Here is a 13,371-nt window from a genome sequence, read left to right as displayed (position 1 = left end):
GAACATCACGGCGCCCGGTGGGGGCGATGGCGGCGGCGGTGGGGGTGCAGGCGGAGGCGGCAAGGCCTCGCAGCTCACCATGGATGGACAAAGCATCCAGCTCAATGCCGCCAAGATCCGGCTCGAAGCCCAGCAGGAAATCCTGCTGACCTGCGGCGAAAGCACCATCCGCATCACGCCCGGCGACATCCAGATCCTCTCGCCCATGGACCGGCTCAACTGCTGAGGCCCGCATGTCCTGCAGCCCCTGCATTCCCCGCATCTTCCGCATCCGCCGTCCCGTTCTCTCTCACCTCTCCAGGAGCAGCCTCGCATGAGTGGCCAACCCGCAGCCCGCATCACCGACAGCGTCGTCAAGGGCAAGATCGTCACCGGCTCGCGCACCGTGCTCATCGGCAGCCAGGGGGGCCTGGCCTGCTCCGTCTGCCCGGGCGGCATCACCGTCAGCTCCCCCGTCAACCCCCAGCTCGGCGCCAAGGTCCTGCTGGGCGCACAAGACCTGGACTTCGCCCTGCCCTCGGCTGCGCTGCCCGTGGCCTGGCAGCGTCAATACAGCAGCTACGTCAACCCCGAGCACGGCGCTGCCTGCGGCCTGCTGGGCCATGGCTGGCACCTGCTGCAGGAGCTCAGCATCCGCCTGCAGGACGAGGCCACCTTGCTACTGGACGCCAGCGGCCGCGTCATCACCTTCGACCAGCCTCTGGCCCCGGGCGGCCAGCTGCACAGTGCCAGCGAAGACATCTGGCTGCTGCGCGGCGGCAGCCCGGAGCCGGACGGCGGCACAGCGCCCTGGGCTGCGAACCCGCGCTGGTCGCATGTGGAGGCGGCGCTGGCGTGCAATCCCGAGGCCATCCTGGCCTTCAGCGGCGATGGCGACACCCTCTGGGGCTTTGGTCCTGCGCCCGGTGAACCTGTCGATGGCCCTTGGCGCCTCATGGCCCAGATCGACCGCTTCGGACGCCGCCAGCTCTACCACTACAGCGACGGCAAGACCACGGCCCCAGACGTCAACGGCAGTCCGGAACCGCTGCCCGCAGGCCGCCTGGTCTCCCTGAGCGACGGCACAGGCCGGCGCTACCGGCTGCTGCACCAGCGCATCCACGGCGGCAAGGACGCGCAGGGCCTGAACGGACTGTGGGGCGCCGACGACGGCTGGCGCCTCATCGGGGTCGACCTCACGCAGGACCCGTTGCATCCCCTGTCCACCCCCATCGCTCCCATCACGCTCGTGCGCTACGGCTACAGCAGCGCAGGCGATCTCATCACCGTCCACGACCGCGCAGGCCAGCTCGTGCGCGAATTCGAATGGGACCACCACCGCATCAGCGCCCACCGCCATGCCAGCGGACCCTGGCACCGCTACCGCTACGARAGCGCCCAGCCCGGCGCCCGCGTCATCGAACACAGCAACCAGGAAGGGCTGTCCTACCGCTTCGRCTACCTCAGCCAACCGCCGGGCCCGGACGGCCAGCCGCGCGCGGCCACCCGCGTCAGCGACAGCCTGGATCGCATCGAGACCTACTACTTCGAAGGTGCGGCGGGCCTGTCGCGCCTCATCGCCCACCACAAGGCCGACGGCAGCCGCTGGCTGCAAAGCTACGACAGCTTCGGCCGCCTGGCCTCTCGCACCGACCCGCTGGGCCGCAGCGTCCACCTCAGGCGCGACGGCCAGGGCCGGCTCATCGGCGTGCAACTGCCCGACGGGCGCAGCACCCAGCAGGAACACGACGAAGCCACGGGCCGCCTGCTCGCCTCCACCGACCCGGCAGGCGCCACCACCGGCTACCARTACGACGCCTGGGGCCGYCTCACCCAGATCACCCAGGCCGACGGCAGCACCGAGCGCTACCACTACCCCGACCCCCAGGAAGCGCCGCTCACCTGCGACAGCCCCYGGCGCATCGAAGACGCCCAGGGCGGCAGCAAACAGCTGGCCTGGAGCGACGCGGGCCAACTGCTCAGCTACACCGACTGCTCGGGCCACAGCACGCACTACCACTACGACCGCTGGGGTGCGCTCATCGAAGTGGGCAACGCCCTGGGCCAGCGCCAACGCCACCAGCGCGACGGCCAGGGCCGCATCGTGGCCAGCGAACTGCCCAACGGCCAGATCGAGCGCTACCACTACGACAGCGCAGGCCACCTCACGCGCATCGAACCGGCCCAGCCCCCGCTCACCCCTCTCATGGGGGGRCAAAGCCCTGCTGCACCGGCCGCCGACCCCAGCATCCACCTGCGCTACGACCTCTGGGGCAGGCTGGTCCAGCGAACACATGGYGGCCTCACCCTGGCCTTCGAATACGACAGCGCCGGCCGCCTCACGCGYCTCGTCAACGAAAACGGWGCCCAAAGCCGCTTTGCCTGGGACGCGYTGGACAGGCTCGTGCAGGAAGAAGGGTTYGACCAGCGGCTGCAGCGCTACCGCTGGGATGCGGCAGGCCAGCTCATGGAAGCCACGGACGGCAACGCYGCACGGCAAAGCAGCAGCCACTAYCGCTGGGACGAAGGCGGCAGATTGGTCGAACGYCAGCTGCCCGCCACGGCCCATGCGCCGGCCCAGACCCACCGCTACGAATGGGATGCGGCCGGACGCCTCATGGCCGCCAGCGTCTGGCAGCACACCGCAGAGAACACCATCCAACTGCAAAGCCGCATAGCACTGGAACGCGAYGCCCTGGGCCGCATCACCGCAGAAGTGCAGCAGCTGTACCGGCCCGGCAAGCWCRGCAACGGGGGCGGCGGCGCAGACCAGATCGAATACGAACACCGCATCGCCCACASCCTGGAYGCGYTGGGMGCACGCCAGCACAGCCAGCTGCAAGGCCTGGGAGAGATCGCCTGGCTCACCTACGGCTCAGGCCATGTGCACGGACTGCAGCTCAACGGCGCCGGCCTCATCGACTTCGAACGCGACGCCCTGCACCGCGAAGTCCGCCGCAGCCTGCACCCACCCACYCCCGCAGCAGAWGCAGAWGCAGAYGCAGACGCACACCACCCCCTGCAGGTGCAACGCCAATGGGACAGCATGGGCCGCCTCACGGCCCTGGGCACCACAGGCCTGCAAAGCACGGAAGGCAGGGATCACCTCGTCCAGCCCCTCATAGGCCAGATCCTTGGCCGCCGCTACCACTACGACAGCCTGGGCCAGCTCGTTGCCATCGAACAGGCCGGCGCCCCGGGCCAGGCTGCACAACTGCTGCGCTACGGCTACGACAGCGCCGGGCGCCTCAGAGCGGCCACCGACAGCCAGGACCCCCAGACCACCGCCCGCTGGCAGATCGACCCTGCCGGCAACCGCCTGCCCGCGCCCGGTGCACCCGGTGCACCGGGCCAGACGAACACCCAGGACAGCTGGGCCGCCCAGGTCCACGCCCACTGGCGGCACACCGACTTCAACCTCATGGGCCTGGGCCACCTTGCAGGCCAGCGGCAAGGCCCCGTGCAGCGCTGGGAAGACAACCGCATCGGCTTCACCGAAGACCGCGTCTGGCGCTACGACCCCTGCGGCAACCGCATCGCGCAAATGCATGCAGACCACAGCCAGCAGCAACTGCACTACGACGGAGCACACCAGCTCATCGCCGTGCGCAGCAGCCAGATCCAGGGCAACGCCGAGCAGTTGCGCCACCACAGCCGTTACACCTATGACGCCCTGGGCCGCAGGCTCAAGCAGCAAGTGCAAAGCGCAGACACGGAACTGCCCACCCGCACCCACTACTACGGCTGGGACGGCGACCGCCTCATCCACACCGAGCGCCTGCAGCACGGCAGCGACACGCGCCACATAGAGCACACCATCTACGAACCGGGCAGCTTCACCCCCCTGGTGCGCCTGAGCACCACGGCCAGCGGAGACCCCCAAGACGAGCCCCACCTGCTGGTGCAAGCCATCACCGCAGGCCTGCCCGACCCGGACGACCCCAACCACACGCCGGCCCTGGCCCTGATGCAAACCATGCTCGACGCCATGCCGCGCGACATGCAGCAAGACGCGGCCCGCCACCTGCGCCACACACTGGAGCACGGCCTGCCGCCCAGCGCCCAGGCCATGCTGGGCGAACAGGCCGAAAGCACCACCCGCCTGCTCAGCGGCATGCAGGCCAAACTGCAGGACCAGGAAAAAGAACAGCACGCCCGCATCGCCATCCACCACTACCACTGTGACCACCTGGGCACACCCATGGCCCTGACCGACCAACGGGGGCTAGTCACCTGGGCGGCCAAGCTGGACCCTTGGGGCAATGTGCTGCAGGAGTACAACCCGCAAGGCATCCACCAGGCGATCCGGCTGCCAGGGCAGCACCATGACAGGGAAACGGGGCTGTATTACAACCGGCATCGGTATTACGATCCGGTGGTGGGGAGTTATATCAATCAGGACCCGATTGGGTTGATGGGAGGCAATAATCACTATATCTACCCTGTAAATCCCACGGGGTGGATAGATTCGTTAGGCTTACAGCAAGCCTGCGTTGTTAATTTTCCAGATTATCCGGTTGAGTACGCCGAAGGTAAAACAAGCACATGGCTTGGTGGGCATAGTGGTGTGTTGACATATGATACTTCAGGGAAGACACAATACTTCGAATACGGTAGATACAACCCAAATGCAAAAGGAATTATGGGCTCTAAGCTACCCCAAGACGACGGAAACGTTCGGCAAACTCCAATGCCTAATCTAAAAATAGGCAAAGATGGTGTTCCAACAGATGAGTCCATGAGAAATCTGGAGGAGCAGCTTTCAAAGAGATCAGGCAAAGGGACACCGGCAAAGTTAACCTGTAGTTCTGCCGATCCTAAAAAAGTTGCTGACTACGCAAAAGAAATTTCAGAAAATAAAGATAGAGAAAAATATAATTGGAATCCATTCAATTCCAATCACTGCCGCACTTTTGCAAGAGATGCCGCCAAAGCAGGTCAATAATTTTATGAAAATAAACAAATCATTTATCTTGATAATTGCGCTAATTTTGGTGATTATTTGTTTAGCATACTCGGTTGTCGATAAATCAATAACATTATCTTACTCAAATCAAGGGTGTGAATCATCGCGTGCAGATATTGATAATGTAATTTCACTCATCGAGCGCGAATGGAGAGGAATGAATATGGAGCAGATTGCATATAAGTTAAAGAATTCATCCATCAATAAAAAAGCAGTTAATCCTCAAATAAAAATGGAAAATGATCTAATATGGTATGGTGATGTTAGATTTATTTTCTCTTCGGGCCGATTGGTAAAAGTTGAATATTAAAAACAATATGAAATTCCCTGGGATCAACTTCTGAGAGCGACATATGAGGCCCTTTTGGGCAACGACAGCGTTATTACAGGGTCTGCCTGGTGACGAAAGGGCAGATGGAAGCATTACTCTACGGCAAAGGCACAGACGATGTTGATGGGGGGAACATCCGTCGGATATCAAACACGCACATGTTCAACTACATGCACGAAGAATCAATTGTGATGAAAATATACAAAAATGAATATGGAATGTTAGTTATGATAATAGGTGTTTTAACGGCTGTCGTCGGTGGCATTCTGGCTTTTTTATGGTTACCGCGAGGCGGTGCCGTTGTTGGTTTGATTGGAGCTATTCTTGGAATTTTAGTGTTGATTATTCATTTTTCAACAAACGCCAAAAGCATATTCGGCAGCGATTAATTTAATCCATGGGATTTAATTAATATCGCAAATAGCTCTTGAACCCTTCATTGCGTCAGCGATTGCTTTCCTATTATCTATTCATGAATCAATCTAATTCCATAACTGGTTTTACGGAATAATGACTAGGGTATTTGCAATATTATTTTACATCACGCTATTTCTTCTTATATCTTCTAACTTATACAATTCCAAGTTCAGTCTTATTGGGAATTTATTTCAGACTGCAGTTTTCTTCGCATTCTTGTACGAGCATGGCTACAAGCTCTTCTGGAAGAATGGCGATGCAATAATGTTCCTTGCAGCATATCTTCTTCCATTTTTTATTGTTCTGCTTCTATTTCTCACGGCACTTTGATTTAAACAGGAGTTTGGAGAAATAAATATTGAATCATTAGTTTTAAATCATTAAATAACACAACCATTTCCAAGAGGGACACATGACCGCAAAACCCACCCAAACCCTAATCCGCATCCTGCTCGCCACCCTGTCTCTCTCCGCAGCCACTGCCACCTATGCCGCGCAGTGCCCGCTGATTCCCGATGGCAATGCCACTCTGGAAGAGTCCGAGAGAGCTGCACTGCTCAGCGAGTTCAAGTTCGAGGCGCTGGACAAGGAACTGGCCCGCAAGCACAAGAAGAATCTTTCCTCCTCGGGCGGGGACTTGTTGACCATGCGGGATCTGCTGGGACTGCAGCAACTGAGCCTGCAGGAAGAGAACGTGATGCGCATGTGGGCGGATCAGCAGCCCAAGTCGTTCTTTGCCCAGCTCAATGCGGGCCTCTATTACGGCAACAAGGCATTTGGCGCCCGTGGCGAGGCGCCGGCCTCCAGGGTGACGGGCAGCCAGTGGAACAGTGTCAAGCAGCTCAGCGCGAAGGCCCAGCCGTATCTGCAAAAGGCCATGGCGCTGGATGCCCGCTCGGCCTTGCCGCAGACGATGCTGATTGGATTGGCCGCGATGGAAAACCAGGTGGGAGGGCGTACTGCGGCGCAGTGGCTGCAGGCGGCCGATCAGGCCGATCCCAAGAACCTGGCGGCCCGCGTCAATGCCCTCAATTACCTGAGCCCGCGCTGGGGCGGGTCCTTGGAGGGCCTGGACCAAATGGTGTCACAGGCCGTGAAGTCGCTGCCTTCGGCCAGCGCCGGCTATCTCCAATACAACCTGGTGCTTGCCAAGGCCAGCCATTACGAAGTCATGGAGAAGGACAAGAGCAAGGCCCAGGCCCTCTACAAACAGGCCAAGGACATGTGCGAAAACTCGGAGGCCGCACGGGCGGGCATGGTCAGGACGTACCAGTAATCAGGAAACAAGGCAGGCCCAAAGGCCTGCCTTGTTTTATCGCCCACAGCCTGCGGGCACACACACCCTCAAAACGTTGCCGAAGGCAGATCCTGCCGGCTGAATACCAGCGACACCTTGGCTTCTTCCGGAATGGGCGGCAGTGACGCATCCCATTGCTGCCAAGCCTGGCGTAGCTCGGCCAGGCGCTGGGGCTCGCGGTCGCGCAGGTTGGCGCGTTCGCGCGGGTCCTGGGCCACGTTGAAGAGGTATTCCACGCCTTCGATCTGCAGGTATTTCCAGTCGCCGCGCACCAGGGCGCGCTGGGCGCGGTGCTTCATGCGCCAGCACAGGTCGCGCTCGGGGTTCCAGGTACCGTCTTCCATCAGGGGCAGCAGGCTGACGCCGTCCAGCGGGTAGTCGGCGTGGCCGTCCACGCCCGCGGCGGCCAGGAAGGTGGCCGACCAGTCCATGGTCAGGTTGGGCGTGTCGCTGACGGCGCCTGCCGGCATGCGGTCAGGCCAGCGAGCCAGCAGGGGCACACGGATGCCGCCTTCGAGCAGGTCCATCTTCTGGCCGATGAAGGGCCAGTTGTTGGAGAAGCGTTCGCCGCCGTTGTCGCTGGTGAAGACGATGAGCGTGTTCTCGGCCATGCCCTTTTTCTCGAGCGCGTCCAGCACCCAGCCAATGCCTTCGTCCATGTGGTGGATCATGCGCTGGTAGGTCTCGATGGTGCCGCCGTCGGTGTGCTTGCCGAAGCCGCCGATGCGCCGCGATTCCTCCAGGTCGTCGCGCGTGAGCCAGGGCCAGTGCGGGGCGCTGTAGTGCAGGGACAGGTAGAAGGGCTTGTCAGCCGTCTGGCGCTCGACGAAGTCCACGGCGCGGCGGCTCAGCAGGTCGGTGAGATAGCCCTCTTCCTCGTGCGGCTCCTCGTTGATCCAGAAATCGGGGCGGCCGCGCGGGTCGCAGTGGGCGAAGTAGTCGGCGCCGCCTGCGTGAAAGCCGTAGAACTCCTCGTAGCCCGACATGCGCGGGCCGAAATGCGGCGGGTAGCCCAGGTGCCATTTGCCGACCAGGGCGGTGGCGTAGCCGGCGTCGCGCAGCAGCGAGGCCACGGTGGGATGGTCGGGCGGCAGGCCCAGCACCTTGTCGCCGTGGACGCTGGCGATCGGCTCCTCGGCCGCGCCGCGCAGGCGGTACTGCCAGCGGCCCGTGGCCAGGGCAAAGCGTGTGGGCGAGCACACGGCCGAGTTGGAATAGCCGCGCGTGAAGCGCATGCCCTGCGCGGCCATGGCGTCCAGGCGAGGCGAGACATCGGTGGCGCGGCTGTGCGCATCGCGCGCGCCCGTGCAGCCGAGGTCGGCATAGCCGAGGTCATCGGCCAGGATGAAGATCAGATTGGGGCGCTGGGTTGCCATGGGAGCCAGGAGACAGTGGATGCGTTGGGAAAGGGAGTATCGCCAAAACGGCGGTGCCTCAGGGCCACAGGCCCTGGTGGCGGCTTCAGTCGTTGGTCAGGTGGATGCGCTTGACCAGGGCGGCCCACTGCGCGGACTGTCCCTTGGCACGCGCCTGGGCCTCGGCCACGGTGGAGCCGACCATCTCGATGTCCAGGGCCTTGGCGCGTTCCTTTTGCTCGGGTGCGCGGATGGCCTCGTTCATGGCGTCGACAAAGCGCTTTTGCACGGCAGGCGGCACGCCCTTGGGTGCGGCCAGCAGGATCCAGAAGGTGCCGTCGAACTCGGGAAAGCCCGACTCGGCAATGGTCGGCAGCTCGGGCGCCAGCGCCGAGCGCGTCTTGCCCGAGGTGGCCAGGGCGATCAGCTTGCCGCTCTGGACCTGGGGCAAGACCGTGGGGCCGGCCAGGAAGCCGCAGTCCACCTGGCCGCCCAGCAGGTCCTGCATGGCCGGCGCGGGGCCCTTGTAGGGCACATGGACCATCTTGGCGCCCGAGGTAGCCAGCAGCGATTCCATGACCAGGTGGCCCGGCGAGCCCGCGCCGCCCGAGGCATAGGTCAGCTCGCGCGTCTTGCTGGCGGCCACCATGTCCTTGACCGACTTGAAGCCCGTGCCCGGGCCGCAGACCAGGGTCTGCGAGAAGCGCGCGGCCACGACCAGGGTTTCCAGCGCGTCGGCCTTGTAGCCCATGTTCTTGTAGACATGGGGGTTGACGGTGAGCACGGGGTCCATGGCCCACAGCCAGGTGTAGCCATCGGGCGCGGAGCGCGCGACCTCGGCCGCGCCGATGTTGCCGTTGGCGCCCGGCTTGTTGTCCACGACCACGGCCTGGCCCAGCGCCGCCTGCATGGCGGCGGCCACGGGGCGCAGCGAGATGTCGGACGGGCCGGCCGGCGGATTGGGCACGACGATGCGGATGGGCTTGGCCTTGGGCCATTCCTGGGCCAGGGCGGGCGCCGCGCACAGGCCGGCGGCGACCAAAGCCAGGGCGGCACGCGCCAGGGCTGCGAGGGGGCTGGGCATACTTGTCTCCTTGTCGTTGTCTTGCGGCCAATGTACGCAGGCCGCCGACAATGCATCTAATCCATCATCCCTAGCGTAAACCCGAAACCGGCCCGCGAGTCCATGACCGACCTCCACCGCTGGCGCCACCCCGCCGTGCTTGACGACATGTTCCTCTACCACCTGGCGCGGCTGCAGGCGGCCGCTGGCAGCCGCGTGGTGCGCCTGTGCGAGGGCCGCTACGGCATCACGCGGCGCGAGTGGCGCATGCTCTGCCTGCTGGCCGAGGCCGGGCAGCTGCAGCCCTCGCAGCTGGCCGAGCAGGCGCAGCTGGACCGCACGCGCACCTCGCGCGCCGTCACGGCGCTGCTGGCCAAGGGCCTGGTGTGGAAAGAGAGCCAGGTGGGCGATGCGCGCCGCGCACTGCTGCGCCTGAGCGACACGGGCCGCGCCCTGCATGCCGAGCTGTTCCCGCAGGTGCAGGCCATCAACCGCGAGCTCATGGACGCCGTGCCCGAGCCCGAGCTGCAGGCCATGGCCAGCGCCTTTGCGCGCATCCGCGCCCGGGCGCGGGAGCTGGAGGCCAGCAGCCCGCCGCCCAAGGCGCCGCGCAACCGCAAGCGCACGGCCTCGACCTGACAGGGCCGACAGACAAGCATGCTCCAATGGCACGCAGATCAACTCTGCGGCCTTTCCCATGAAAGCTCTACTCCTCGGCCTGGCGGCCGCCATCTGCGCAAGCACCACCATGGCCGCACCGGCCACGGCCGTCCTTGGCGAAAAGCCGCTGCAGGCAACGGGGCCACTTGACCCACTGCGGGGTGTTCTGCTGACGCCGAGCCAAAGCGCGCCGCCGGTCGTACTGATCGTCCCCGGCTCAGGCCCCACCGACCGCAACGGCAACAGCCCGTTCGGCCTCAAAGCCTCGACCTACCAACTGCTCGCACAGGAACTGGCCACCCAGGGCATTGCCACCGTACGCATCGACAAACGTGGCATGTTCGAAAGCTACAAGGCCGTGGAGGACCCCAATGCCGTGACCATCCAGGCCTATGCCGAAGATGTGCACCACTGGGTGGACGCCATCCGCAGCGAGACCGGTGCCCAATGCGTCTGGGTGCTGGGACACAGTGAAGGTGGACTGGTCGCTCTGGAGGCTGGTCAGGGCCGCTCCGATATCTGCGGACTGATATTGGTAGCAGCTCCTGGTCGCCCAATGGGGCAGACGCTTCAGGAACAGCTCAAGGAAGACCCCGCCAATGCACCGATCCTGGACCAGGCGTTACCGGTCATCGATGCGCTGGAAGCAGGCAGGCGCGTGGATACCCGCCAGATGGACAGGCCGCTCAACACCATGTTCCATGCCAGCGTACAAGGCTTTCTCATCAACACCTTCGCGCTGGACCCCGCTCGCCTGATAGCGGGCTATTCCAAACCCGTGCTCATCATTCAAGGTGAGCGCGACCTGCAGATCAAGCCAAAGGATGCTCAGCGTCTGGCCAAGGCTGCACCGAACGCCAAGCTTGTGCTGTTGCCCGCAACCAACCATGTGCTCAAGAAGGTGGAGACCAACGATCGCGCTGCCAATCTTGCAACTTATGACAAGGAGGGGCTGCCGCTAGTGCCCGGGGTTTCCAGCACCATTGCCCGGTTCATAACGTCAGCCACCGTGAAGCGATAGGCGAGCCGTTGGCTCACCCCTGCAGGTACACCACGTGCGTGTGCGTGTACTCGTACAGGCCGTGCTTGCCATCAGCCCCGCCCACGCCCGACTTGCGCACGCCCGCATGGAAGCCCTGCATGGCCTCGAAGTTCTCGCGGTTGATGTAGGTCTCGCCGAAGTCGATCTCGCGCATGGCCTGCATGGCCTTGGACAGGTCGCGCGTGTAAAGCGACGAGGTCAGCCCGTATTCGCAGTCGTTGGCCAGGGCGATGGCCTCGTCCAGGTCCTCCACCACCTGGATGGGCAGCACGGGGCCGAAGATTTCCTTGCGCATGATCTCCATGCCGGCATGGCAGCCGGCCAGCACCGTGGGCTGGAAGTGAAAGCCCGCGCCCAGGTCTGCGGCCTGCCCGCCCGTGACCAGTTGCGCGCCGTCGGCGATGGCCTGGCGCACCTTGGCCTGCACGCTGTCCAGGCCCTTTTGGTTGATCAGCGGGCCCATTTCCACGTCGGGCCGCGCAATCGGGTCGCCGTAGCGCGTGGCTGCCATGGCCTGGGCGAGGCGGGCCGTGAACTCGTCGGCCACCTGGCGCTGCACGTAGACGCGTTCGGCGCAGTTGCAGACCTGGCCGGTGTTGATGATGCGCGAGTCGCGGATGGCGCGCACGGCCAGGTCCAGGTCGGCATCGGCCAGCACGATGGCCGGGGCCTTGCCACCCAGCTCCAGGTTGAGCTTGGTGATGTGGGGCGCGGAGGCTGCGGCGATGCGCTCGCCCGTGGCCACGCTGCCCGTGAAGCTGACCATGTCCACGCCCGCATGCCCGGCCAGCGCAGCGCCCGTGCTGCCCTGGCCATAGACCACGTTGAACACGCCGGCCGGCAGCTCGCACTGGGCCAGCAGCTCGGTGAAGGCGTGGCAGTTGATGGGCGTTTCCTCGCTGGGCTTGATGACGATGGTGTTGCCCGTGAGCAGGGCCGGCGCCATCTTGCGGGCGATCAGGAAGAAGGGGAAGTTCCAGGGCAGGATGCCCGCGACCACGCCCAGCGGCTTGCGCAGCAAAAAGATCTGCTCGTTGGCCCGGTCGCTGGTGATGACCTCGCCCTCGATGCGGCGCGCCCATTCGGCCATGTAATCCAGGTAGTCGGCGGTGAAGTTCACCTCCACCTCGGCCAGGCCCAGGGTCTTGCCCTGCTCCTCGGTGATGGTGCGCGCAATGCGCGCGGCGTTGTCGCGGATGCGGGCCGCCACGCGGCGCAGGTACTGCGCGCGCTCCACGGCCGGGCGGCGCGCCCAGGCCTTGTGGGCGCCGCGCGCAGCGGCAATGGCGCGGTCCACATCGGCCTGGCTGGACAGGGGCGAGCGCGCCAGCACCGCGCCCGTGGCGGGGTTGGTCACCTCATGCAGTTCGGCGCTGTCGGTGAAGCTGCCGGCGATGAAATTGCGCAGCACGGGAAGGGATGCCATGGAGTTCTCCTTGGGTTCAGTAGGTGCGGGATGCAGGGGCCGCCTGGTCCGTGGCTTGCGTGGCGCGATAGCGCCCCAGGTTGGCCAGCGCGGCCTGGCGCAGCAGGCTGATGTCTATGCCCACGGCGATGAAGCGGCAGCCCCAGTCCGCATAGCGGCGCGCATCTTCCTCGCGCGGCGCGAGGATGCCGCAGGCCTTGCCGGCAGCCAGCGTGGCCTGGACGGTGCGGCGTATGGCGTCCTGCACCTCGCCCTGGCTGGCGTCACCCGCATGGCCCATGCCCGTGGACAGGTCGGCCGGGCCGATGAAGACGGCGTCCACGCCCTCGACGGCCGCAATCTCGGCCGCATGGGCCACGCCCCGGGGCGATTCGATCTGCACGATCAGGCACAGCTGTTCATGCGCCGTGCGGATGTAGTCGGGCACGGCATCCCAGCGCGTGGCCCGCGTCAGGCCGCCGCCCACGCCGCGCACGCCGTGGGGCGGGTAGCGCATGGCGCGCACCAGCTCGCGCGCCTGTTCGGCCGTCTCCACCATGGGCACCATCAGCGTCTGCACGCCCACGTCCAGCAGCTGCTTGATGAGCACGGTGTCGCCGTGCACGGCGCGCACCACCGGGTGCGTGGCATAGGGCGCCACGGCCTGCAGCTGGCCCAGCAGCGTGGGCACGGTGTTGGGGGCATGCTCGCCATCGACCAGCATCCAGTCGTAGCCCGTGGTGGCGATGATCTCGGCCGCATAGGGCGTGGCAAAGCCGGCCCAGATGCCGTACAGCGGCTCGGCGCGCCGCAGCGCGGCCTTGAAGGGGTTGGCAGGCAGTTGCATGGCGGGCTC

10 protein-coding genes and 1 pseudogene are annotated in these 13,371 nt (G+C 64.3%); 7 read left to right on the top strand and 4 right to left on the bottom strand.

Annotation, left to right across the window (positions count from 1 at the left end):
- The 5 genes and pseudogenes from GRX31_RS01830 to GRX31_RS01810 all read left to right on the top strand — a co-directional run.
- Positions 1–226 (top strand): annotated as a pseudogene (locus GRX31_RS01830) (DUF2345 domain-containing protein); the annotation flags it as partial.
- Positions 227–313: 87 nt separating this feature from the next.
- Positions 314–4,924 (top strand): RHS repeat-associated core domain-containing protein, encoded by a 4,611-nt coding sequence (locus GRX31_RS01825; RefSeq protein ID WP_160851255.1) that lies wholly within the window; start codon positions 314–316, stop codon positions 4,922–4,924.
- Entirely contained in the window at positions 4,902–5,255 is a 354-nt protein-coding gene (locus GRX31_RS31140; RefSeq protein WP_442874077.1) for an Imm58 family immunity protein, read from the top strand. The genes GRX31_RS01825 and GRX31_RS31140 overlap by 23 nt, the downstream gene beginning before the upstream one ends.
- A gap of 104 nt (positions 5,256–5,359) precedes the next feature.
- The gene (locus GRX31_RS01815) at positions 5,360–5,665 is read left to right on the top strand and encodes a hypothetical protein (RefSeq protein ID WP_160851250.1); all 306 of its coding nucleotides are present in this window, start codon (positions 5,360–5,362) and stop codon (positions 5,663–5,665) included.
- Between the two features lie 440 nt (positions 5,666–6,105).
- Entirely contained in the window at positions 6,106–6,969 is an 864-nt protein-coding gene (locus GRX31_RS01810; RefSeq protein WP_160851248.1) for a DUF4034 domain-containing protein, read from the top strand.
- 68 nt (positions 6,970–7,037) lie between these two features.
- Here GRX31_RS01810 and GRX31_RS01805 read toward each other — a convergent pair whose 3' ends face one another.
- Positions 7,038–8,366, bottom strand: coding sequence for a sulfatase family protein (locus GRX31_RS01805; RefSeq protein ID WP_160851246.1), 1,329 nt, complete (start codon positions 8,364–8,366; stop codon positions 7,038–7,040).
- Between the two features lie 85 nt (positions 8,367–8,451).
- Entirely contained in the window at positions 8,452–9,429 is a 978-nt protein-coding gene (locus tag GRX31_RS01800) for a tripartite tricarboxylate transporter substrate binding protein (RefSeq protein WP_016448605.1), read from the bottom strand.
- 102 nt (positions 9,430–9,531) lie between these two features.
- Between GRX31_RS01800 and GRX31_RS01795 the strand changes: the two genes are divergently transcribed.
- Positions 9,532–10,047 (top strand): MarR family winged helix-turn-helix transcriptional regulator, encoded by a 516-nt coding sequence (locus GRX31_RS01795; RefSeq protein ID WP_016452095.1) that lies wholly within the window; start codon positions 9,532–9,534, stop codon positions 10,045–10,047.
- 58 nt (positions 10,048–10,105) lie between these two features.
- The gene (locus GRX31_RS01790) at positions 10,106–11,089 is read left to right on the top strand and encodes an alpha/beta hydrolase (RefSeq protein WP_160851243.1); all 984 of its coding nucleotides are present in this window, start codon (positions 10,106–10,108) and stop codon (positions 11,087–11,089) included.
- Between the two features lie 13 nt (positions 11,090–11,102).
- On the opposite strand, the gene aldA is transcribed toward GRX31_RS01790, so the two are convergent.
- Positions 11,103–12,536: an aldehyde dehydrogenase gene (gene aldA, locus GRX31_RS01785; protein ID WP_160851241.1), complete on the bottom strand. Its 1,434-nt coding sequence runs from the start codon at positions 12,534–12,536 to the stop codon at positions 11,103–11,105.
- Between the two features lie 16 nt (positions 12,537–12,552).
- The gene (locus GRX31_RS01780; protein WP_160851239.1) at positions 12,553–13,362 is read right to left on the bottom strand and encodes an HpcH/HpaI aldolase family protein; all 810 of its coding nucleotides are present in this window, start codon (positions 13,360–13,362) and stop codon (positions 12,553–12,555) included.
- Between the last annotated feature and the right edge of the window lie 9 nt (positions 13,363–13,371).

Origin of the sequence: Delftia sp. CH05 (assembly GCF_009827015.1) — a bacterium.
GTDB classification, from domain to species: domain Bacteria; phylum Pseudomonadota; class Gammaproteobacteria; order Burkholderiales; family Burkholderiaceae_C; genus Comamonas; species Comamonas tsuruhatensis.
This window is presented reverse-complemented; position numbering and strand designations above follow the sequence as displayed.

Coding starts and splice junctions, on each gene's coding strand:
- GRX31_RS31140 (WP_442874077.1), top strand. CDS start 4,902: ATGCCGCCAAAGCAGGTCAATAATTTTATGAAAATAAACAAATCATTT.
- GRX31_RS01815 (WP_160851250.1), top strand. CDS start 5,360: ATGGAAGCATTACTCTACGGCAAAGGCACAGACGATGTTGATGGGGGG.
- GRX31_RS01810 (WP_160851248.1), top strand. CDS start 6,106: ATGACCGCAAAACCCACCCAAACCCTAATCCGCATCCTGCTCGCCACC.
- GRX31_RS01805 (WP_160851246.1), bottom strand. CDS start 8,366: ATGGCAACCCAGCGCCCCAATCTGATCTTCATCCTGGCCGATGACCTC.
- GRX31_RS01800 (WP_016448605.1), bottom strand. CDS start 9,429: ATGCCCAGCCCCCTCGCAGCCCTGGCGCGTGCCGCCCTGGCTTTGGTC.
- GRX31_RS01795 (WP_016452095.1), top strand. CDS start 9,532: ATGACCGACCTCCACCGCTGGCGCCACCCCGCCGTGCTTGACGACATG.
- GRX31_RS01790 (WP_160851243.1), top strand. CDS start 10,106: ATGAAAGCTCTACTCCTCGGCCTGGCGGCCGCCATCTGCGCAAGCACC.
- aldA (WP_160851241.1), bottom strand. CDS start 12,536: ATGGCATCCCTTCCCGTGCTGCGCAATTTCATCGCCGGCAGCTTCACC.
- GRX31_RS01780 (WP_160851239.1), bottom strand. CDS start 13,362: ATGCAACTGCCTGCCAACCCCTTCAAGGCCGCGCTGCGGCGCGCCGAG.